The sequence below is a fragment of the Streptomyces sp. NPDC059989 genome (assembly GCF_042736975.1).
Classification (GTDB): Bacteria; Actinomycetota; Actinomycetes; order Streptomycetales; family Streptomycetaceae; genus Streptomyces.
The window spans coordinates 19,849-41,622 of the sequence record NZ_JBHWUO010000043.1 but is presented as its reverse complement, the minus strand read 5'-3'; the positions used below and the strand labels follow the sequence as shown (position 1 = coordinate 41,622).

The 21,774-nt window shown below is 72.8% G+C and carries 14 protein-coding genes and 1 pseudogene; 8 read left to right on the top strand and 7 right to left on the bottom strand.

Annotation, left to right across the window (positions count from 1 at the left end; translation table 11 throughout):
* The first annotated feature begins 191 nt into the window (after window positions 1-191).
* The 7 genes and pseudogenes from ACFWBN_RS29900 (at window position 192) to ACFWBN_RS29870 (ending at window position 8,674) form a co-directional block, all read left to right on the top strand.
* A complete protein-coding gene (locus tag ACFWBN_RS29900) occupies window positions 192-1,370 on the top strand; it encodes a septum formation family protein (protein WP_385181536.1) in 1,179 nt (392 codons plus the stop codon).
* 137 nt (window positions 1,371-1,507) lie between these two features.
* A complete protein-coding gene (locus ACFWBN_RS29895; RefSeq protein WP_385181533.1) occupies window positions 1,508-2,260 on the top strand; it encodes a GntR family transcriptional regulator in 753 nt (250 codons plus the stop codon).
* A 491-nt stretch (window positions 2,261-2,751) separates the two neighbouring features.
* Window positions 2,752-4,434 (top strand): purine-cytosine permease family protein, encoded by a 1,683-nt coding sequence (locus ACFWBN_RS29890; RefSeq protein WP_385181530.1) that lies wholly within the window; start codon window positions 2,752-2,754, stop codon window positions 4,432-4,434.
* Between the two features lie 160 nt (window positions 4,435-4,594).
* Window positions 4,595-4,780 (top strand): SPOR domain-containing protein, encoded by a 186-nt coding sequence (locus ACFWBN_RS29885; protein ID WP_030029543.1) that lies wholly within the window; start codon window positions 4,595-4,597, stop codon window positions 4,778-4,780.
* 27 nt (window positions 4,781-4,807) lie between these two features.
* A pseudogene (locus ACFWBN_RS29880) lies at window positions 4,808-5,194 on the top strand ((deoxy)nucleoside triphosphate pyrophosphohydrolase); the annotation flags it as partial.
* Between the two features lie 283 nt (window positions 5,195-5,477).
* A complete protein-coding gene (locus tag ACFWBN_RS29875) occupies window positions 5,478-5,906 on the top strand; it encodes an ATP-binding protein (RefSeq protein ID WP_385181528.1) in 429 nt (142 codons plus the stop codon).
* A gap of 212 nt (window positions 5,907-6,118) precedes the next feature.
* Window positions 6,119-8,674: a SpoIIE family protein phosphatase gene (locus ACFWBN_RS29870; RefSeq protein WP_385181615.1), complete on the top strand. Its 2,556-nt coding sequence runs from the start codon at window positions 6,119-6,121 to the stop codon at window positions 8,672-8,674.
* Between the two features lie 244 nt (window positions 8,675-8,918).
* Here the strand turns inward: ACFWBN_RS29870 and ACFWBN_RS29865 are convergent, their stop codons facing one another.
* The 7 genes from ACFWBN_RS29865 to ACFWBN_RS29835 all read right to left on the bottom strand — a co-directional run bounded on the left by ACFWBN_RS29865 (window position 8,919) and on the right by ACFWBN_RS29835 (window position 18,940).
* Window positions 8,919-9,638 carry a PspA/IM30 family protein gene (locus ACFWBN_RS29865; protein ID WP_385181524.1) on the bottom strand — a complete coding sequence of 240 codons (720 nt, stop codon included), beginning with the start codon at window positions 9,636-9,638 and terminating at the stop codon, window positions 8,919-8,921.
* A 58-nt stretch (window positions 9,639-9,696) separates the two neighbouring features.
* Entirely contained in the window at window positions 9,697-11,787 is a 2,091-nt protein-coding gene (locus ACFWBN_RS29860) for a TPM domain-containing protein (protein ID WP_385181612.1), read from the bottom strand.
* Between the two features lie 129 nt (window positions 11,788-11,916).
* Window positions 11,917-15,030, bottom strand: coding sequence for a protein kinase (locus tag ACFWBN_RS29855; protein WP_385181521.1), 3,114 nt, complete (start codon window positions 15,028-15,030; stop codon window positions 11,917-11,919).
* A 64-nt stretch (window positions 15,031-15,094) separates the two neighbouring features.
* Window positions 15,095-15,871, bottom strand: coding sequence for a succinate dehydrogenase/fumarate reductase iron-sulfur subunit (locus ACFWBN_RS29850; protein WP_385181518.1), 777 nt, complete (start codon window positions 15,869-15,871; stop codon window positions 15,095-15,097).
* On the bottom strand, window positions 15,871-17,769 hold the full coding sequence (locus tag ACFWBN_RS29845; protein ID WP_385181515.1) for a fumarate reductase/succinate dehydrogenase flavoprotein subunit: 1,899 nt from the start codon (window positions 17,767-17,769) through the stop codon (window positions 15,871-15,873). The genes ACFWBN_RS29850 and ACFWBN_RS29845 overlap by 1 nt, the downstream gene beginning before the upstream one ends.
* The gene (locus tag ACFWBN_RS29840) at window positions 17,770-18,594 is read right to left on the bottom strand and encodes a hypothetical protein (RefSeq protein WP_385181512.1); all 825 of its coding nucleotides are present in this window, start codon (window positions 18,592-18,594) and stop codon (window positions 17,770-17,772) included.
* 124 nt (window positions 18,595-18,718) lie between these two features.
* Window positions 18,719-18,940 carry a hypothetical protein gene (locus ACFWBN_RS29835; protein ID WP_385181509.1) on the bottom strand — a complete coding sequence of 74 codons (222 nt, stop codon included), beginning with the start codon at window positions 18,938-18,940 and terminating at the stop codon, window positions 18,719-18,721.
* Between the two features lie 344 nt (window positions 18,941-19,284).
* On the opposite strand from ACFWBN_RS29835, the gene ACFWBN_RS29830 reads away from it, so the two are divergent.
* Complete coding sequence (locus tag ACFWBN_RS29830) at window positions 19,285-21,684, top strand: ABC transporter family substrate-binding protein (RefSeq protein WP_385181506.1); 2,400 nt, start codon at window positions 19,285-19,287, stop codon at window positions 21,682-21,684.
* Window positions 21,685-21,774: the final 90 nt, after the last annotated feature.

Genomic DNA, 21,774 nt, shown 5'->3' with positions numbered 1-21,774 from the left:
CAACGGGGCAAGGACTGAGCGCAGGGCCGAGCACAAGGGCTGAGCACACGGCCGAGGGCACGGCCGAGGGCACGGCCGAGCGCAGGGCCGAGCCGCGATGAACAGGCGGGGGCGACCGACAGGGCGGTCGCCCCCGCTGCGTACTATTCGCGCATTCGTTCGCGCCCCCCTGTGATGGAGTCCCTCGCCCCGTGACCACCCCGCCGAGTCCTCCCACCGGACCGGGCCACTCCTGGCCCCCGCCCTCCCCGCAGCAGACGTGGGCACCGCCGCCCGGCTACGGGTACGGGCAACATCCGTCGGCGCTCAACGGCTTCGCGCTCGCCTCGCTCCTCGTCGGCCTGCTGTGCCTCCCGCCGCTGGGCATCGTCTTCGGGATCGTGGCCCTCGTACAGATCGCGAACAAGCGGCAGTGGGGCAAGGCGCTGGCGATCGTGGGCCTGGCGGTGTCCGTGGCGATGACCGGCGTACTGGTCCTGACCGCCGGCGCGGTCGCGACGGCCCTCGGCGAACGGCTCGACCGGATCGGCGAAACGATCGAGGCCGAGGGCGAGCTGACGGACATGGAGGACCTGCGCAAGGGGGACTGCTTCAACGTCCCGGGCGGGGACATGATGGACAACCGCCCCCTGATCTACACGATCGACTGTGCCCAGCCGCACCACGGCGAGGTCACCCACTCCGCACCGGTGGGCCTGGAGGGCGCCCCCGGCTCGGAGGAGGCGGACCGCAACACCGAGGACGCCTGCTGGAAGGCCCAGGACGCCTACGCGATGGACACCTGGGCGCTGCCCGACACCGCCGACATGTTCTACTTCGGGCCTTCCCGCGAGACCTGGCGGCAAGGGGACCGGCGGCTGCTGTGCGTGATCGCGACGACCGACGAGGAGCAGCGCGGCAGCCTGCGCCGGGACGAGTCGAGCCTGGCGCCCGCGCAGGTGGAGTTCCTGAAGGCGGCGAACGCGCTCGAGTTCCTCGTGAGCCGCTCGCCGGACGCGGATCTGGAGGACGCGCTCCCGGAGTACCAGGACTGGGCGCGGAGGGTCTACGGCGCGCTGGGCGACGAGGCGAAGGTGCTGGAGGGGCACAAGGGCCGGCCGGGCATGGACGCGGCGGCGCAGGCCACGCTGAAGGAGATCGAGGCGGCGCGCAAGCTGTGGGTGAAGGCCTCGCAGGCGCGGACGCCGGCGGAGTTCGACAGGCAGTGGGACCTGGCCGTGGGCGCGATGTCGCTGCAGACGGAGAAGTCGCTGCGCGGAGCGTACGGGCTGGCGACGACGATTCCGGAATGGCTGCAGGAGTCGCCCGGCGGGCCGGGCGGACCGGGCGGCGGGCCCGGACGCGGAGGCCCCTCCACCGAGTCGGCGTGACGTCGACGGGGTAACGCGCGGTAACGGGTTTGAGTGACCTGGCTTCATCACTTCGGGTGAAACTTTGGCCCTTGCTTGCGGTGTACAACCGTCGGTTGCCAGGGTGTAGCTGTCTGTCAACCTGATGGGAGTGGCCAGTGACTTTCGGTGAGCAGCCGGCCTATCTGCGCGTGGCCGGGGATCTCCGACGGAAGATCGTCGACGGTTCCCTGCCCCCGCACGCCCGGCTCCCCTCGCAGGCCCGCATCCGCGAGGAGTACGGGGTCTCCGACACCGTGGCGCTGGAGGCGCGCAAGGTCCTCATGGCGGAGGGGCTGGTCGAGGGCCGGTCCGGGTCGGGTACGTACGTACGGGAACAGCTGGTGCCGCGGCGGGTCGCCCGCTCCGGCTACCGCACGGGCGGCACGTCGACGCCGTTCCGGCAGGAGCAGGCGGAGTCGGGCGCGCGCGGCACGTGGGAGTCGAGCAGCGAGCAGCGGGGCGCGCCGGCGGAGATCGCGAAGCGGCTGGGGATCGAGCCGGGGGAGCGGGTGATGCGGACCCGGTACGTCTTCCGCGACGCGGGGGAGGCGATGATGCTGTCGACCTCCTGGGAGCCGCTCGCCGTGACCGGCAGGACCCCGGTGATGCTGCCGGAGGAGGGGCCGCTGGGGGGCTCCGGGGTGGTCGACCGGATGGCCGCGATCGACGTCGTCGTGGACAACGTGGTGGAGGAGGTCGGCGCGAGACCGGGCCTGGCGGAGGAACTGGTGCTGCTGGGAGGGGTGCCGGGGCATGTGGTGCTGGTGATCGGCCGCACGTACTTCGCGTCTGGCCGCGCCGTTGAAACCGCCGACGTGGTGGTCCCGGCGGACCGCTACCGCCTCTCGTACCACTTGCCGGTCCGCTGACCGCGGTTGCCGCCGGGGCCCCGCCCCGCACCCCGCGCCTCAATCGCCGGCGGGGCTGGACAGGCCGGGTGCGGCGCCGCTGCTGGGGCTCCGCCCCAGACCCCGCGCCTCAAGCGCCGGCGAGGCTGGATTTGGCTCCGGCGGCGCCTCAAACGCCGGCGGGGCTGGATGGCGCAGGGTTGTGCTACGCGCACTTGCAGGCCGAGGCAGGCCACATCCAGCCCCTCCGGCGTTTGAGGAGCGGGGTGCGGGGCGGAGCCCCGGTCTTGTAGCCGCACTTGCGCACCCAGGCGGGCCAAAACCAGCCCCGCCGGCGTTCGAGGCGCTGGGGGTCCCCCCGGACGGAGTCTGGGGGAGGGTCTGGGGCGGAGCCCCACGGACAGGGGGAGCGGGGGTTTTAACGTTCGCGTGACGCGGGGGGCGGGGGTGTAACCGCCGGGCAATGCGCATGGGTGACGGGGCGTCACAAGGTGGGCCTACCTTCCGGCGGTATGACCGATACCGCCACCACCCCCGCCCCGACACAGGCGGCCCGCCGCTACGCCCGGCTCGCCGCCGACGAGAGCCGCGAGGACTACTCCCTCAGATACGCACCCCACAGCTTCCGCCGCTGGGGCCCCGGCACCGTCGCCGGCACCGCCCTCGGCGGCATCGCCTACCTCGCCGACTTCGCCATCGGCGCCTCCATCGTCTTCGCCTACGGCTTCACCAGCGGCGCCGCCGCCATCCTGGCCGCCGCCGCGGTCATCTTCCTGACCGGCATCCCCATCGCCCGCGCGTGCGCCACGTACGGGCTGGACATGGATCTGGTGACGCGCGGCGCCGGCTTCGGGTACTTCGGGTCGACGCTCACGTCCCTGATCTACGCCTCCTTCACCTTCATCTTCTTCGCGCTCGAAGGCTCGATCATGGCCCAGGCCATGCACCAGGCCGTCGGGCTGCCGCTGGAGATCGGGTACCTGCTGACGACCCTCGTCGTGATCCCGATCGTGTTCAAAGGCATGGGCGCCCTCGCCAAGGTCCAGGCCTGGACCCAGCCGATCTGGCTGATCGGGCTCGTGCTGCCCTTCCTCGTCCTGGCCTTCGAGGCCCCCGACGCCTGGGGCGCCTTCGCCGACTTCGGCGGAACCGAGGGCGCCGGGTCCGGGTTCTCGTGGATCGGCTTCGGCTTCGGCACCGGAATCGCGCTCTCCCTCATCGCGCAGATCGGGGAGCAGGCCGACTACCTGCGCTTCATGCCCGCCAAGACCCCGGCCAACAGCCGCAGATGGAACCTCGCCGTGCTCGCCGCCGGCCCCGGCTGGGTGATCATCGGCGCCGCCAAGCAGCTCGGCGGCGCCTTCCTCGCCTTCGTGGCCCTGGAGGCGGTGGGCAAGACGCACGCCCTGGAGCCGATCGCCCCGCAGATCGAGGCCCTGCGCCCGTGGCTCGGAGGCCTCGCGCTGCCGGCCGCCGCGCTCTTCGTGATCGTCTCGCAGATCAAGATCAACGTGACCAACGCCTACAGCGGCTCGCTGTCCTGGTCGAACTTCTTCTCCCGGATCACCCACCGCCACCCGGGCCGGGTCTGGTACATCTTCCTCAACCTCGGCATCGCGCTGACGCTGATGGAACTGAACATGTTCGCGATGCTCGGCAAGCTGCTGGGCTTCTACTCGAACGTCGGCATCGCCTGGATCGCCGCGGTCGCCGCCGATCTCGTGATCAACAAGCGGCTCGGACTCAGCCCGCCCTACATCGAGTTCAAGCGCGCCTACCTGTACGCCGTCAACCCGGCGGGTTTCGGCGCGATGGTGATCGCCTCCACCGTCTCGATCCTCGCCTTCTTCGGGCTGTTCGGCACCTACGCCGAGGCCTTCTCCACCTTCATCGCGGCCGGACTCGCCCTCCTCCTGTGTCCGTTGATCGCCTGGATGACCAGGGGGAAGTACTACCTGGCGCGCCCGAACGGGGTGAACGGCCCGGATGCCGCGGTCGAGGACGTCACCGCCACCCACGTCTGCTCCGTCTGCGAGACGGCCTACGAGCTTCCCGACATCGCCGACTGCCCCGTCCAGTCGGGCCCGATCTGCTCCCTCTGCTGCTCCCTCGACGCCACCTGCGGGGACGTCTGCCGCAAGGCCCCCGAGGGCGGCGCGGTGATCCTTCCGATGCCCTCCGTACGCCGGATCTGAACCGGCGCGCACGGCCCACTCGTACACATGGCCGGATGCGTACGCCCCCGAGGTACCTCTTCGTGAAAAACCGTATCCGCTGCGTAAAGGTCGGGCGTAAGCTCGGGCATATGCGCAATGCGGTTTCCCGGGCAGGTACGTCGGCGGAGGGTGAAACGCGATGAACGACAGCGGTGCCCTGCTCCCGTGGCTGGTCATACGTCAGGACGACAACGGCAACCGCTACCGGGTGGGCCGGTACGCCACCCGGGCCGAGGCCCAGAAGGTCGTCGACAGCCTCGACGACAGAGGACACAAGCAGCTCTACTGGGTCGAGCGGATCGGTCAGACCGCCACGATGAACTGAGCATCAGCGTTGACATAGGCTCCGCCCATGACGGTACGAGTGGTCGTGGGCGGAGCCCTTTGTCATGAGGGGCGCCTGCTGGCCGCCCGCCGCAGCGCACCCCCTGAGCTGGCCGGGCGCTGGGAACTGCCGGGCGGCAAGGCCGAGCCGGGTGAATCCGTCCCCGAGGCGCTGGTGCGTGAACTGCGCGAGGAGCTCGGCGTCGAGACCGAGCCGCTGGAGCGGATCCCGGGGGAGTGGCCCCTCAAGCCCGGCCTCGTGCTGCACGTGTGGACCGCCCGGCTGCTGTCCGGCGTGCCCGCGCCGCTGGAGGACCACGACGAGCTGCGCTGGCTCGCGCCCGAGGACCTGGAGTCGGTGGACTGGCTCGACCAGGACCGGCCCGCGGTCGCCGAGGCCGGACGCCGGCTGCGCGCCGGTGCGCTCGGCGCGGTCGGCGTGGTCGGCGTGGTCGAACAGGGTGACGGCGGCGAAGGGATCGGTGTGGCCGAAGTGGCCGGCGGGGCCGATGCGGCCGACGGGGTCGGCGCCGGGGGCGCGTGACGCTCGCGCTGTAGGCCGTCTGCGCCACAGTGCGCCGGTGCGTGGGGGATCGAGTGGTACGACGCCCCGAATATCGGGTATGTCGCTATTAATCCCTATCTCGTCCCCCTTTCGTTACAGACGAACCGGACTGGGGTCGCTGCTGGCCCGGGAAGTGATCGGCGTGATCGACACAGACGGTGAATGCGCCGAGTGGGCCTTCCCCGCCGAGCCCGGTGCCGTCCGCACCGCCCGACACGCCGTGCGCGGCACCCTCAGGGCCTGGGGCCTGGACTCCGTCGGCGATGTGACCGTCCTGCTGGTCAGCGAGCTCGTCACCAACTCCCTGCGGTACGCCTCCGGCCCCATCGGGGTCCGGCTGGAACGGCGGAATCCAGCCGCCGACGACGTGGCGGGCCGTGCCGCGCTGCTCGTGGAAGTTTCCGATCCGCTTCCGGATCCGCCCCGCGAGCGCGTCGCGCAGCCCAGCGACGAGGGCGGCCGCGGACTGCACCTCGTCGCCGTCTCCTCGCAGCGCTGGGGGACCCGGCACGGGAAGTCGGGCAAGACTGTGTGGTTCGAGTTGGCACTTCCTGGTGAGTAACAAGGGGAAGGGTGGCCGTCCATCACACGAGGTGGCTAAAAACTAACGGGACCTTTTTGTGATCGTGAACGCCGTGCCGTCAGGGGCCGTGGTGCTGAATACTGCGGTCATGGCCGGTCCGGTTGCGGTGAGCTGGAGGGGACGGTCGCGTGAGCGAGATACCTGCGCAGGCACATCAGGCCGACGTGCCTCGGGAGACATGGCACGACTCCTTGTGGCACAGCAGTCCGCCTGGCTCGATATATGACTACATAAAGGTCGCATCGTTCTCGATCGGGCCCGACGGCCTCATCGACCAGTGGAGTCTGCGCGCCGAGGACCTGTTCGGACTGACGGCCGCGCAGGCGGTGGGGCGCGATCCGGTCGACGCCTTCATGCCGCCCGAGCTGCGCGCCGACGCCCACCGCAGAGTCGCCGAGATCCTCGACGGCAAGGAGTGGACGGGCCTGATCCCCTTCCGGATCCCCGGCGGGAACGGCGCGCACGGCGTGGCCGAGATCTATGTGATGCCCACCCAGACCGAAACCGCCGAGCGGGCCGCGCTGTGCGTCGTCGTCGACGTACGCGCACTGCGCCGCATCGAATCCGATCTGGCGGCGTCACAGGCCATATTCGGCCAATCTCCCTTCGGCTTCCTGCTCTTCGGTACGGACCTCACCGTGCAGCGGGCCAACCGCCGCTTCGCCACCGTCTTCGGGGGAGCCGCCGAGGAGCACCGGGGCCGGACGGTCCACGACTACCTGCCGCCGCACGAGGCCGACCGGATGGCCGAGGCCCTGCGCCGCGTGCTGGAGACCGGGGACTCCGTCACCGACCTGCGGATCACCGGAGCCACCCCCGGCAGCCGCGAGGACCGCCACTGGTCCATCAACCTCTACCGCGTGCACGGCGGCACCGGCCGCCCCGTGGGCATCGCCGGCATCGGCACCGACGTCACCCGCCGCCACCTCGCCGCCCGCGAGGCCGCCGGGGTCCGCCGCAACCTCGCCCTCCTCAACGAGGCAGGACACCGCATCGGCAACTCCCTGGACCTGGAGACCACCGCCCGCGAACTCCTCGACGTCACCGTCCCGGGCTTCTGCGACCTGGCCGCCGTCGACCTCTACCAGGGGCTGCTGCTCGGCGACGACGACCGGCCCGCCCGGCCGCAGGGCCCGGGGGTGCCCTCGCTGCCCGGGCAGGGTCCCGGACGGGCCCCCTCCGCGCCGCTGCGCAGGGTCGCCTTCGCCTCGGCCGTCTCGGACGCCCCGCTGTCGGGACCGGGCGCGCTGGTCTCCGTAGGGGACATCCACCGCTTTCCGGCGGCGTCGCCCGGCGCGCTCGCGCTGCGGACGGCGCGGCCGCGGCTGATCGAGGGCGGCGGACCGGAGGGGCTCGTCCAGTCCACGCTGGTCGTACCGCTGGTCGCCCACGACACGGTGGTCGGGCTCGCGCAGTTCTCCCGTACGAAGGGCAGCGAGCCCTTCGGCGAACGGGACCGGGCGGTCGCGGTCGAGCTGGCCGCACGGGCCGCCGTCTGCATCGACAACGCGCGGCTGTACCGGCGCGAGCACGAGCGGGCGCTGATCCTCCAGCGCAGCCTGCTGCCGCCCGGCGACCCGGAGGCCGCCGGCCTGGACATCGCCTGCCGGTACCTGCCGGGGAACGCGGCCACCGAGGTCGGCGGGGACTGGTTCGACGTCATCGAGCTGCCCGGGCACCGCACGGCGCTGGTCGTCGGCGACGTGATGGGGCGGGGGCTGCGGGCCGCCGTCGCGATGGGCGAACTGCGGACCGCCGTACGGACCCTGGCGCTGCTGGACCTCGAACCGGCGGAGGTGCTGACCGCGCTGGACGAGATCGCCCGTGGCCTCGGCGCGCCCGGCGGATCCCAGCAGGCCTCGCGGGCGGCCCTGCACTCGCGGGACGCGGACCGCTCGGAGGTGTACCTCGCCACCTGCGTGTACGCCGTCTACGACCCGGTGACGCGGCGCTGCACGATCGCCAACGCGGGCCACATGCCGCCGGTCCTGGTGGAACCCGCGGACGACGGCGGCGCGCACCGGCCGGCGCTGCTGCTGGAGGTGCCGCCCGGGATGCCGCTGGGGGTGGGCGGGGAGCCGTTCGAGGAGGTCGAGGTGGAACTGCCGGAGGGGGCGCTGCTGGCCCTGTACACCGACGGGCTGGTCGAGTCCCGCGACCACCCGCTGGAGGAGGGCCTGCGCGGGCTCCGGGCGGCGCTCGCGGACCCGGTCCGGCCGCTGGAGGACGTGTGCGACCACGTGCTGAACACGCTGGACACGCGGCACGGGGAGGACGACATCGCGCTGCTGATGGCGCGGGTGCAGGGCCTGCCGGTGGACGCCGTCGGCGACTGGCAGCTGCCGCGCGAGGCCCGCTCGGTGGGCCGGGCGCGGGAGCTGGCGCGGGCCAAGCTGCCGGCGTGGGGCCTGGAGGGGCTGCTGGACACCACGGAACTGCTGGTCAGCGAGCTGGTGACGAACGCGCTGCGGTACGGGGAGGGCGAGATCAGGCTCCGCCTGCTCCTGGACCGGACGCTGGTGTGCGAGGTGTGGGACGCGAACCTGGTCCAGCCGAGGCGCCGGCGCGCCCGGGACACGGACGAGGGCGGGCGGGGGCTGCAGCTGGTCGGACTCCTGTCGGCGGGCTGGGGCACGAGGCGCACCCACCGGGGGAAGACGGTCTGGTTCGAGCTTCCCTTGCCGGGGGCCACGGCGGAGGCGGTCTCGGAGCTTTCGGCGGAGCAGCTGCTGAACATGTACGGCTGAGCGCCGCTGTCCCCAAGCTACCGCTGGGAGGTGCCCCCAGGGGCTCCGCCCCGCACCCCGCGCCTCAAACGCCGGCGGGGCTGGATGTGCCTCCGGCGGCGCCTCAATCGCCGGCGGGGCTGGATGTGCCTCCGGCGGCGCCTCAATCGCCGGCGGGGCTGGATTTGGCTGCTGCCGTCCGCGCAATTTCAGCCTCGCCGGCGATCGAGGCGCGGGTTCGGGCGGAGCCCGGGCCCCCGGAGGGTCAGGCGGCTCGGCCTCGCTTGAGGGCAGCGAGCCTGGCCTCGATTTCCGAGGTCTTGCCCAGGTCCTCCAGGGACTCGAACTGCGCGTCCAGGGAAGAGGCGGCCAGCTCCTGCTTGCCCAGCGCCATCGCCTCCTCGCGGCGGACCTTCTCCTCGAAGCGGTTCAGGTCGCTCGTCGGGTCCATGACGTCGATGTTCTTCACCGCGTCCAGCATCGTGTTCTGCGCCTGCGCCGTCTTCGCCCGCGCGACCAGCTCGTCCCGCTTCGCCTGGAGTTCCGTCAGCTTCGTCTTCATCGAGCCCAGGCCCGACTTCAGCTTGTCGACGACCTCCGTCTGGGCGGCGATGGTCGGCTCGGCCGTCTGCGCCTCCTTCTCCGACTGCATCTGCCGGCCCAGCGCCACCTTCGCCAGGTTGTCGAACTTGTCCGCGTCCGCCGCCGAGCCCGCAGCCCGCAGTTCGTCGGCCTTCCTGCTCGCCGCCAACGCCTTGCCGCCCCACTCCGCGGCCGCCTCCACGTCCTCCTTGTGGTCCGCCTCCAGCATCCGCAGGTTGCCGATCGTCGTCGCGACCGCCTGCTCCGCCTCCGAGATGTTGTTCGTGTAGTCACGGATCAGCTGGTCCAGCATCTTCTGCGGGTCCTCCGCCTGGTCGAGCAGGGCGTTGATGTTGGCCTTGGCGAGCTGGGTGACGCGGCCGAGGATGGTCTGCTTGCTCATGGTGGGTCTCTCCTGGTGACCTGGTGACCTGGTGAGGGATCTGGGTACGCGCTGAAGGTCAGAAGCGGCCGCCGCCGCCCATCCGGCCGCGGGTTCCGCCGCCGCCGAAGGATCCCGGCCCGCCTCCTCCGCCGAAGCCCCCGCCCCCGCCCCCGCCTCCTCCGCCGAAGCCCCCGCCGAAGCCGCCCCCTCCGCCGCGCAGGATCTCGCCGAGGATGATCCCGCCGAGCACCGCCCCGCCCCGGCCGCCGCCGGCGGAGCGCCCGCCGCCGTACGGGTCCTGGTAACCCCGTACGTCCTGTTCCGCCAGCTGCTGCGCCTGCCGCGCGAGCGCGTCCGCCTGCTGCGCCTCCGCCAGCGCGCCCGCCGGGTCGGATCCGGTCAGCGACACCGACCGCTCCAGGTGCCGCTGCGCCTCCGCCAGCCGGGTACGGGCCTGGCTGCCGACCGCGCCCCGGCTCGTGGTGATGTAGTCCGTGGCCGCGCCGATCGCGCTGCGCGCCGAGAGGGTGGCCTGGTCGAGCAGGGCCGCCGCCCGCTGCCGGCCCGACTCCCGCTCCCGCGCCCCCGCCAGGGCCTCGTCGAGGGCCGCGTCGGCCTCCTCCACGCGCCGCAGGGCGTCGATCGGGTCGTAGCGGCCGGCCGCCTCCTCCTGCCGTACGTCGGCCAGTACCGCCTCCGCCCGGCCGATCCGGCCCCGTAGATCGGCCGTGGACACCTCCGCCGACGTGCCGCTCAGCAGACCGCGCGCGTCGGCGAGGTCGGTCTCCGTCTCGTTCAGGGCGCCCGGCAGCTTGCCGGCCGCCTCCGCCAGCTCCTGCGCCCGCCGCTCGACCGCATCGACCAGGGTCGAGGCCTGGTCCACCGCGCCCTCGGCGGCCCGTACGTGCACGGCCGCCCTGCCGTTGTCGCCGCCGTCCACGGCCGCGCGGGCCTCGCCGAGGTGGGTGGTGGCGAACAGCAGCCGGTCCTTGGCCTGTTCGGGGTTGGAGGCGACCGGCGCGGACGCGGAGTCCGCGTACCGCTGCGCCAGCGCGGTCAGGGTCGCCTCGGCCGTCGTGGTCCGCCCGGTCAGCGCCCGGAAGTGCTGCTCCACGGTCGCCAGGGCCTGCGGGGCGTTCTTCTCCAGGTCCCGCAGCCGGTCGAAGTCCGCCGACTCCGCGTCCAGCCGCCGGTTCGCCTCCGTGCACCGGGCGACGATCTCGTCCAGCATCCGGCGCCGGGTCGCGTCGTCCTCCGGGTAGGCGTCGTCGAGCTGCTGGCGCAGCCGGAAGGCCTGCGTCAGCTCGCCCTTCGCGTGCTCCACGGCCTCGGTGAACGGGACCACCGCCTCCTCGCCGAACTGCGCGGACGCGAAGCCGAGTTCCTCGGTGCTCGTACGGACGGAGTCGTCGGTCTCCACCAGCAGGGCCTTGGCCCTGGCGTCCAGCTCCGGCAGCGGGAGCCGGTCCGGAGCCCCTTCGGGCCAGCCCGGGCCGGTCGTCGTACCGCGCCCGCCGCCGCGGGCGTCCTTGCGCTTGCGGCGGTTGTACGCGTACACCCCGAGCGCCCCGGCCGCGCCGACCGCGACCACCGGCAGCACGAAGTCACCGGCCCCGTTCTCGCCGCTCGCCCCGCCACCAGGGTCGGCCGGGCCGGGGGTGATGGCGGGCACGGGTACGGGCTGTCCGCCGAGCACCGCGTTGTAGCCGTTGGCCGCGCCGATGGCGGCGCCCGCCCAGTCGTTCTGCTTCAGGGCCGGCTCGACGGCGGTCCGGGCGACGGCCGCGAGCTGCTGCTCGGTGAAACCGGAGTCGAGGGCGGCCGAATAGGCGTACTGCCGGGCCCCGGTCGCCACGGCCAGCAGGACGTCGTTCTGGCCGAGGCCGTTCTTCTCGGCGGTGGCGTCGGCCCAGCTCTGGGCGGAGCGCCCGGAGAAGTCGCGTACGTACGCGACGAAGAGCTGGATCTTCCGGTCGGCGTACAGCTTGTCGAGCGCGGCGGTGACGGCCCCGGTCCGGTCGCCGAGCGCCCCGACCCGGTCGGTGATCTGCCCCTGCTGCGAAAGGGTGACGGGATCCTCGGCCCGCGCGTGCGGCGCCTGGGCCACGCCCCAACCGCCGAGCGCCAGCAGCGCGGCGGCGAGCGCGAGCGCGGCCCGTACGGATATCTCGGCGGGGGTCTGCCTCTGCGTCCTGCGGCGCGGCCTGCTTCTCGGCGGAATCACATTTGGGAGATTATGGGTGGTTTCTGCCCGGCGCACCCGGAGCCGCGCACCCGGCGGCGCCCGCGCCCGGGCTCAGGGCACGGTGATGGAGGCGAGCTCGGGCCGGGCCAGTACGACACGGTTCCCGTAGAGGAGGGCGGAGCAGCGGCTGATACCGCGACGGGACCAGTACCAGCGCAAGCTTCCGGTGTCGAGGTACAGGGCAATCAGGAACGGGGGCCCGGAACGGGCAACGAACACACCGGAGTCGCCCACCGCGGACTTCACGTAGAGCAGCCCCGCGCGGGTGCCGAGCAGTTCGAGCACGCAGTCAGGGGAGTCGACCTTCCCCGTGACCTGTCGTCGCCACAGCTCCCGGCCCGACTCCGCGTGGAGGGCGACCACCGAGTTGGCGCGCGTCCGCGGATCCGCCCCGGCCGCGTACACCACCCCGTCCACGGTGAGGACGCCCGGGGCGGGGACACCCAGCTCGACGCTCCACAGGGGCAGCCCCGTGCCCTGGTGCAGCGCGCGCAGCACGCTTCCGTCCAGCACGTGGACGGGGCCGACGGGCAACCTCGGAGCGGCGTGGTCCGCTCCGCCGCGCGGCCACAGGAGGGCGCCGGTCCGCAGATGCAGGCCCGTCAGCCGTTCCCGGTCCGCCAGGACGAGGCAGTCCGGGCCCGGAGTCATCGCCGGTGCGTCGCCGTACGGGCCCGGACGCCGCCAGGCCTCCTCCCCGGTGGCCGCGTCGAGAGCTGTCACCGCCTGCCGGCCCGCGTAGAGCACCAGGCCCCCGGCCACCGTGAACCGCGCGGGGTCCGGCGCGTCCGTGGCCGTCTCCCCGGGCAGGTCCCGCCACCAGCGCACCCGGCCGTCCAATGGCTCCCGGGCGAGCAGCCGTACGCCCGGCCCTTCCCGCCGCTCCACGGCGACGAAGACGGCCCTCCTCTCGGCGTCCGCCGCGCAGGCCACGGACGTCGGCCCGGCCGGCGGTGGCACCGGCACCCCCGCGTCGCCGGCCGCCGTCCAGCGGTGCGCCCCGTCGTCGGCCCGTACGGAGCCCACCTCGTCCCCCGCCGCCCATGCGACACCGTCCCCGGCCAGGCGGAGCGACGTCGGTGTCACCTCCGTCTTCCACCGGCGCCGGGAGTTCGTGCGGGCCGCGGCCCCCGGGGCCGTCACCCAGGGGTGATCCGGCGCGATCCCGGGATCCGTCCTCAGCTCCGGGAGCCAGGGCCTGCCCTCCGCGCACTGCCGGGCGATCCGGGCCAGCGCGTACGCCCGCTCGGAGCCCGTCGCGCGGGTGGCCCGGACCGCGGCAGCCCGCTCCCGAGCCGTCGCCAGGTCCAGGAAGGGCCACATGCCCCGGCGGGTGATCCGTCGGCCGGCCCCGGCCAGTGCGGCCGTGACCGCGTCGATCTCCGAGTCCCCGGAACGTTCGAGACCCAGCGTGCGCACGTTCTCCGCCTGCTTGCGCAGCCGCTCGGCCTCCATCGGCTGTCCGCGCTCGGCGAGCCCGGCCGCGGTCTCCCGCAGGACCGCAGCCCGCTTCTGCGTCTGCGTCCACGTCAGTGTCTGCTCCGCCCGTACGAAGGCCCGCTCCGACTCCTCCGCATCGATGACGTCCTCGTGGGCCTGCGCCACGAGGAGCAGGGCCAAGGCGTGCGCATCCGCGTGATGGATGCGCTCGGCACGGCGGAGCCCGGCAGCCGGGTCCTCGGCCGCGATCACCCCGGCGATCTCCGCCTCGGTCACCGCGCGCCGCCCGGCGTCGGCGATCCGGTCCAGGTACCGCTCGGCGAGCCCGAGGTCGGTGCGGGCGGTGGTGAGCACGATGCGGGCCCAGACGCGGTCGCCCTCCGCCTGCTCCCGCCCGGCGAAGAGGCGCGGCGCCAGTTGGGCAGCGCGCTCCGGAGCGACCCACGCCAGCTCCTGCACGACCCAGCGCAGCGGCTGCTCCCGGTGCCGGCGGGGCGACACCGTGAACAGCGCTTGCACGGCATCCGTGAGCACCCGTTCCGTGCGCGCCGGGGCGTGCGTGGAGGTCTCCCGGGCCAGCAGGGTCAGGTGCTCGGCTACCCGGGCCCCGGCGCCCTCGCCGTCCTTCCAGGCGCAGAGCTCGGCATCGGCCAGCAGCCGGCGCGCGAGGCCGGCGTCGAAGCGCGCCGCGGCGTCCGCGGCGACCGCCAAGGCCTCCGTGCGCGATTCCCCATGGTCCGGGACGGCACCCGCCGTCTCCACGGCCTCCAGCACCAGTTCCCGTAGGAACGCCTCGTAGGACTGAGGCACTTCGGGAGTCGCAACGGAGCGGGCGCCCGCATGAGCTGCGGTGTCCGTGTCGGCCGCATCAGACGTGACGGCCCCGGCGGCCCCGGCCCCGGGAGCCGCGTGGCCCGCCCCCACCAGCCCCCGCAGTGCCTTGGCCACCAGCTCCGCCGACTCCGGCCGGTCCGCCGGGTCCTTCGCCAGCAGTGCCAGCACCAGCCGGTTCAGCCCGGGCGAAACGCCCAGCGGGCGCGGTGCCTCCATGAGGTGCCGGTGCATCAGTACGTACGCCGGACCGGCCGTCCCGAACGGCGGCTGCCCGCTCAGCAGGGCGTACAGCACGCACCCCAGTGCGTACAGATCGGACCGGGCGTCCACGCTTTCGCCCCGCACCTGCTCCGGGGCCATGAATGCGGGTGAGCCGAACGGCTCGCCCGGGGGCGTCAGGCCCAGCGTCGCGTCGGAGGACCGCGCGATGCCGAAATCACAGATCTTGACCCGTCCCCCGGGCAGCAGGAAGAGGTTGGCCGGTTTCAAGTCCCGGTGCACCACGTTCTGCTCGTGTGCGGCGGCCAGGGCCTCCGCCGCCTGGGCCGTCAGCCCGAGCGCGGTGTCGACCGGCAGCCCGCCGCGCTCGCGGGCCAGCAGTGACCGCAGGTCCTCGCCCGCCAGGAGCTCCATGACGATGAAGAGCCGCCCGTCGTGCTGCCCCACGTCGTGCACCACCGTGATCCCCGGGTGCTGGAGCCGGGCCCCGATGGTGGCCTCGCGCCGGAAGCGGGCGACCACCTCGTGGTGGGTCGCCGTGTCCAGCAGCCCCTTCACCGCCACGGACCGGTCCAGCTTCAGGTCGTGCCCGAGCCAGACCTCGCCCATGCCGCCGTGCCCGAGCCGCCGGTCCAGGCGGTACCGGTCGGCCAGCACATCCCCCGTCTGCACGCGCAGCCCCCTGACGTCACGTCAACCGGCATTCCCTCAGGGGGCATTGTGAACCGCGTCCGTACTACTGGGTGTCGGAACGCCGCCGGATCCTACTTCCGAGCCACACCAGCGGGTCGTACTTGCGGTCCACCGCCCGCTCCTTCAGCGGGATCAGCGCGTTGTCGGTGATCTTGATGCCCTCGGGGCAGACCTCCGTACAGCACTTGGTGATGTTGCAGTAGCCCAGCCCGTGCTCCTCCTGGGCCGTGCGCTTGCGGTCCAGGCCCGCCTCCGCCGCCGCGTCCAGCGGGTGCATGTCCAGCTCCGCCACCCGCATCAGGAAGCGCGGACCCGCGAAGGCGGTCTTGTTCTCCTCGTGGTCGCGCACCACATGGCAGGTGTCCTGGCACAGGAAGCACTCGATGCACTTGCGGAACTCCTGCGAGCGCTCCACGTCCATCTGCTGCATCCGGTACGCGCCCGGGGCCACCCCCTCCGGCGGGACGAAGGCCGGGACCTCCCGCGCCTTCTGGTAGTTGAAGGACACGTCCGTGACCAGGTCCCGGACGACCGGGAAGGCGCGCAGCGGGGTCACCGTGATCGTTTCCTCGCGCGTGAACGTCGACATGCGCGTCATGCACATCAGCCGCGGCCGCCCGTTGACCTCCGCGCTGCACGAGCCGCACTTGCCCGCCTTGCAGTTCCAGCGGACCGCGAGGTCGGAGGCCTGGGTGGCCTGGAGCCGGTGGACGATGTCCAGGACCACCTCCCCGTCGTGCACCTCGACTGTGAAGTCCCGCAGTTCCCCGCCCTCGGCGTCGCCCCGCCAGATCCGGAAGCGTGCGTCGTAGGTAGTCACTAGAAGAGCTCCTCTTCGGCGAGGTACTTGACCAGCTCTTCCTTCTCGAACAGCGCGAGCAGGTCCGGGCGGATGGGGTCGGTACGGGTGCGGACCAGGGCGATCCGGTCGGCCGCCGGGTCCGCCGGGGGCGGGTCGACCGGGCGGCACAGCAGGTTCACCGGGCGCCAGTCGCGCTCCATCGCCGGGCAGTCCTCGCGGGTGTGCCCGCCCCGGCTCTCGGTGCGCTCCAGGGCCGCGCGGGCCACGCACTCGCTGACCAGCAGCATGTTCCGCAGGTCCAGCGCCAGGTGCCAGCCCGGGTTGAACTGCCGGTGCCCCTCGACCCCGGCGCGTGCGGCCCGTACGCGCAGGCCCGCCAGCTTCTCCAGGGCCTCGGCCATCTCGCCCTCGCGGCGGATGATGCCGACCAGGTCGTTCATGGTCGTCTGGAGCTCCTGGTGGAGCGTGTACGGGTTCTCCGCGCCGTCCTCGGCGTGGAAGGGGGCCAGGGCTTCGGCCGCCGCCGCGTCGATCTCGGACTGGGTGACCGCCGGGCGCCCGCCGGCCCCGGAGGCGTACTCCGCCGCGTGCAGGCCGGCCCGCCGCCCGAAGACCAGCAGGTCGGAGAGGGAGTTCCCGCCGAGGCGGTTCGAGCCGTGCATCCCGCCCGCGACCTCGCCCGCGGCGAAGAGCCCCGGGACGCCGACCGTGGCCGCGGTGTCCGAGTCGACCGCGATCCCGCCCATCACGTAGTGGCAGGTCGGGCCGACCTCCATCGGCTCGGCGGTGATGTCCACGTCCGCCAGCTCCTTGAACTGGTGGTACATGGACGGCAGCCGACGCTTGATCCGCTCCGCCGGCATGCGCGTGGACACGTCCAGGAAGACCCCGCCGTGCGGGGACCCGCGGCCGGCCTTGACCTCGGAGTTGATGGCCCGGGCCACTTCGTCGCGCGGCAGCAGCTCGGGCGGGCGCCGGTTGTGGTCCGGGTCCTCGTACCAGCGGTCGCCCTCCTCCTCCGACTCGGCGTACTTCTCCTTGAACACGTCGGGGACGTAGTCGAACATGAAGCGCTTGCCCTCGGAGTTGCGCAGCACGCCGCCGTCACCGCGGACCGATTCCGTGACGAGGATGCCCTTCACGGAAGGGGGCCAGACCATCCCCGTCGGGTGGAACTGCACGAACTCCATGTTCAGCAGGGGCGCGCCCGCGAGCAGGGCCAGCGCGTGGCCGTCGCCGGTGTACTCCCAGGAGTTGGAGGTGGTCTTGAAGGACTTGCCGATCCCGCCCGTGGCCAGGACCACCGCCGGGGCCTCCAGGACGAAGAAGCGGCCGGACTCGCGCTCGTAGCAGAAGGTCCCCGAGACCCTCTGCCCGTCCTTCAAGACCCGGGTGACCGTGCACTCCTGGAAGACCTTGAGGCGGGCCTCGTAGTCCCCGTACTCCTTGAAGTCCTCCTGCTGGAGCTGGACGATCTTCTGCTGGAGGGTGCGGATCAGCTCCAGGCCCGTACGGTCGCCCACGTGCGCGAGGCGCGGATACTCGTGCCCGCCGAAGTTGCGCTGCGAGATCCTCCCGTCCGGCGTGCGGTCGAAGAGCGCGCCCCAGGTCTCCAGCTCCCAGACCCGGTCCGGGGCCTCCTTCGCGTGCAGCTCCGCCATCCGCCACTGGTTGAGGAACTTGCCCCCGCGCATGGTGTCGCGGAAGTGCACCTGCCAGTTGTCGCCCTCGTTGACGTTGCCCATGGAGGCGGCGATCCCGCCCTCCGCCATCACCGTGTGGGCCTTGCCGAAGAGGGACTTGCAGATCACGGCCGTACGTGCGCCGCGCTCGCGGGCCTCGATCGCGGCCCGCAGCCCGGCGCCGCCCGCGCCGACCACCACCACGTCCCACTGCTGCCGTTCCACTTGAGCCATTTAGAAGATCCTCGGGTCGGTGAAGGCGCCGCTGGCGATCAGGTACACGTAGAAGTCGCACAGGGCGACGCTGATCAGGGAGGCCCACGCCAGCTGCATGTGGCGGGTGTTGAGCCGGCTGACCCAGCCCCACAGCCGGTAGCGCACCGGGTGCTTCGAGAAGTGCTTGAGCCGGCCGCCCATGATGTGCCGGCAGGAGTGGCAGGACAGCGTGTAGGCCCAGATCAGCGCGATGTTGACGAGGAACAGCAGCGTCCCGAGGCCCATGTGGCCCCACTCGTAGTGCTCGTCGCGGAAGGTCAGCACCGTGTCGTAGGTGAGGATGCCCGCGACCGGGACCGCCGCGTAGAAGAAGTACCGGTGCATGTTCTGGAAGACCAGCGGGAAGCGGGTCTCGCCGCTGTACGCGGTGTGCGGCTCGGCGACGGCGCAGGCGGGCGGCGAGGCCCAGAAGCCCCGGTAGTAGGCCTTGCGGTAGTAGTAGCAGGTGAGGCGGAAGCCGAGCGGGAAGATCAGGATCAGCAGGGCGGGGGAGAGGCCCCACCAGCTGCCGAAGAGGTCCCAGTTGGGGCCGCCGCGCATCTCCACGCAGTTCTCCGCGAGGCACGGGGAGTAGAAGGGCGAGACGTACGGGGCGGCGTAGTAGTCGGCGTTCGCGAAGGCCCGCCAGGTCGAGTAGACGATGAAGGCGAGCAGCCCGGCCGTGGTGCCGGCGGGGGCCAGCCACCACCGGTCGGTCCGCAGGTGCCGGGCAGCGATCGCGGCCCGGGAGGCGTCGTGGACGCCGCCGGGCCGCTGCTGGGGTGGTTGTGTGCCTGTGGCCAAAGGGGACTCCGGGTGGAGTGATGAGGGGTGGCCCAGGAGGCCCGGCCGGGGGCGAAGGATCGCCCGAGGCCGGGCCAGATGGGTTCAGCGGCGTCGGATGGCTGCGCGGGGGCGGCTGCCGGGGTCAGGGAGCTCGGCGGTCGCGTGCGCCCAGGCCCTCGTCGTCGGTGTCCGTCCACAGCGCGTTGTCGTAGGGGGTGTCCGGGATGGTCACCATCCGGGACGGGTCCGGCGCCGTGGCCGGGCCCGGCTTCTGGCGCTTGGCCTGCTGTTCCAGCTGCTCGACCTTGCGCGTCAGCTCGTCCAGGTTGCGCCGTACGGCGCTCAGATCGTCTTGCAGGGACATGATTTGCCCTCACTTCCGCGGGTGCGGTGGCAACGCTCATGTGCGCCTGCGAGTGTCGCGCTTCCCGTCCCCCGTGTGAAGGGACGTGCAGCGATTGCAGGCGCGCAGGCGTGAAACGTGCGCCCCTCCCTGCCCCCCATTCTCATCCCTCTCCCGGGGGAACGCCCTCCGGCGCGCAAGTGGGATTGGTCCGCACGGGTGGGGTTGGCGGCGTGGCGCGGGGCGGCTGCGGGGGGTGTGGCCGCGCGTCGTTTTCAGTGGGTTCCGGCAACCGGTGTGATCAGCTCCATATACCGCCGAACGTGATCATGCTTCCCCCACGCCCCGCCCCGGAGGTACCACCCATGTCCCAGAGAAGGCGCAGGTCCTTGGCGCTCCTGACCTCGGGAGTCCTCGCACTGCCGCTCCTCACGGGCTGCGGCGCGGGTGAGGACGAGGGCGGCCCGGTAGCCGCCGGCCAGGACATCGCGACGACGGCCCGCGACCAGGTCGCCGACGGGGGTGTGCTGCGCTGGGCGGTGGACAGCCTGCCGGAGACCTTGAACACCTTCCAGGCCGACGCGGACGGCACCACCAACCGGATCGCCGGGGCCGTGCTGCCACAGCTGTTCGTGCTGGACGCCAAGGGACGGCCGGTGGCCAATCCCGACTACCTGGAGAAGGCCGAGGTCGTCGAGCGGGAGCCCAAGCAGGTCGTCCTGTACAAGCTGAACCAGCAGGCGGTGTGGAGCGACGGCCGGGAGGTCGGCGCGGCCGACTTCGTCGCCCAGTGGCGGGCCCTGAACGGCAAGGACTCGGCGTACTGGACGGCCCGCAACGCCGGTTACGAGCGCATCGAGAAGATCGAGCGGGGCAAGACCGACCTGGAGGTCAAGATCACCTTCGCCAAGCCGTACGCGGACTGGCGCTCGCTCTTCACCCCGCTCTACCCCAAGCAGGTCATGGGCACCCCGGACGCCTTCAACGAGGGGGCCCGCGGAGCCCTCAAGGTCACCGCCGGGCCCTTCGGCCTCGGAGCGATCGACAAGAAGGGCGGAACCGCCGCCCTGACCCGCAATCCGCGCTGGTGGGGCCAGCCGGCCAAGCTGGACACGATGGTGCTGACGGCGGTGCCGCGGGCCGAGCGCCCGGCCGCGCTGGCGGCCGGGAAGCTCGATCTGGCGGAGATCGACCGCGCGGGCGCCGACCGGATCGCGCTGGCCCGCCGGGACGCGGCACGCAAGGGCGGATCGGGCTCGGGCGGGGCCCCGGCGCACGGTCCGGGCGCCGCGATGACCCCGGCGCAGGCCACGCTGTCCTGGGCCGTCGCCTTCGGGGCGGACGAGGCCAAGGCCACCGCCGAGAAAGAGACCCGGCAGAAGCACACCGACGCGGTGAAACGGTACGCCGCCGAGCAGGACGCCCTGCGGACCTTCACCGTGCGCAAGTCCCTGGAGCCGGCCTACACCCAGCTCGCCATGAACGGGGCCTCCGGCCCGCTGTCCGACGAGCGGGTGCGCCGCGCGGTGGCCCGGGCCCTGGACCGCAAGGCGCTGGCCGAGATCGTCCTGAAGCCGCTCGGCCTCCCCGCGAAGCCGGTCGGCAGCCACCTCGCGCTGGCCGGGCAGCAGGCGTACGCCGACAACAGCGACGCCCTCGGCGGCCAGGACACCCAGGCGGCCCAGGCCCTCCTCGCGGACGCGGGCTGGCGCCGCGGCGGCAAGCTGACCGAGCCGCCGGGAGCCAAGGCCGGCCCGGAGAGCGCGGAGGGCGCGCAGGACGACGCGAAGACCCCGTCCGGCCCGGGCACCGGCAACGACGGCCTCTACATCGTGGGCCAGGACGACGAGCGCAACGGCGACCACGGCGGCACGCACGGCAGCCGCCCCGAGGGCCCCGAGGGGCACAGCGGCGACGGGGTCCTGGCCGGGATCCCGGTGAACGGCCCCGACGGCGAGATCGTCGACGCCGACGCCTTCGCTGTGAGGGCGGCCCAGGGCCTGCCCTCCCCGGTGCTGGCCCCCGCCCCCTTCGCGGCCCGGCAGCAGGCCTCCCTGCTGGCCCAGGCCGCCGCCGCGGGCGCGGTGGGCGCCGCGGGCTCCGTGGACGACGGCAAGCGCAGCCCGGCCCGCGACGGCGACGGGGCCGACCCCGCCAAGCCCTCCGCGCCCCCGGCCAAGCAGGCCGTCCGCACCTCGGGCTCCATGCTCGCCAAGGACGGCAAGGCGCTCAGCCTGCGCTTCGTCCTCCCGGCGGGCCCCGGTTCGGAGGCCCTGCGCAGCGTCGGCGAGCGGATCGCCCAGATGCTCCACAAGGTCGGCGTCAGCACCGAGATCACCAAGGTGGCCGACGAGAGCTTCTTCAAGGACCACATCGCCTCGGGCCAGTACGACCTGGCCCTCTACTCCTGGCCGGCGACCGCCTACCCCGCCACCGACGCCCGGCCGATCTTCGCCAAGCCGGAGCCGGCCGCGGACGGCTCGCTCCTCGTCGAACAGAACTACACCCGGGTCGGCACCGACCACATCGACCAGCTCTTCGACCAGGCGGTCGGCGAGCTGGACGAGAAGCAGTCCCGGGAGCTGATGCGCAAGGCGGACGCCCGGATCTGGGCCGCCGCGGGCTCGGTCCCGCTCTACCAGCGCCCGGAGCTGGTGGCGGTCAAGCCGGCCCTGGCCAACGCGGGCGCCTTCGGCCTCGGCGCCCCCCGCTACCAGGACATCGGCTGGAAGAAGCCGCCGACCGCCAAGGACAAGAAGAAGTAGTGGCGTCGCTACGCACCGCTCGTGTTAGATTACGCAACGTGTAGCCCGGGCTGGTTTCAACCCGGCTGGCGTTGATCGTGGAAGACCTGG

Excerpts from the sequence above, each read along its gene's own strand:
- ACFWBN_RS29890 (WP_385181530.1), top strand. The coding sequence starts at position 2,752 with ATGACCGATACCGCCACCACCCCCGCCCCGACACAGGCGGCCCGCCGC.
- ACFWBN_RS29865 (WP_385181524.1), bottom strand. The coding sequence starts at position 9,638 with ATGAGCAAGCAGACCATCCTCGGCCGCGTCACCCAGCTCGCCAAGGCC.
- ACFWBN_RS29830 (WP_385181506.1), top strand. The coding sequence starts at position 19,285 with ATGTCCCAGAGAAGGCGCAGGTCCTTGGCGCTCCTGACCTCGGGAGTC.
- ACFWBN_RS29835 (WP_385181509.1), bottom strand. The coding sequence starts at position 18,940 with ATGTCCCTGCAAGACGATCTGAGCGCCGTACGGCGCAACCTGGACGAG.
- ACFWBN_RS29845 (WP_385181515.1), bottom strand. The coding sequence starts at position 17,769 with ATGGCTCAAGTGGAACGGCAGCAGTGGGACGTGGTGGTGGTCGGCGCG.
- ACFWBN_RS29885 (WP_030029543.1), top strand. The coding sequence starts at position 4,595 with ATGAACGACAGCGGTGCCCTGCTCCCGTGGCTGGTCATACGTCAGGAC.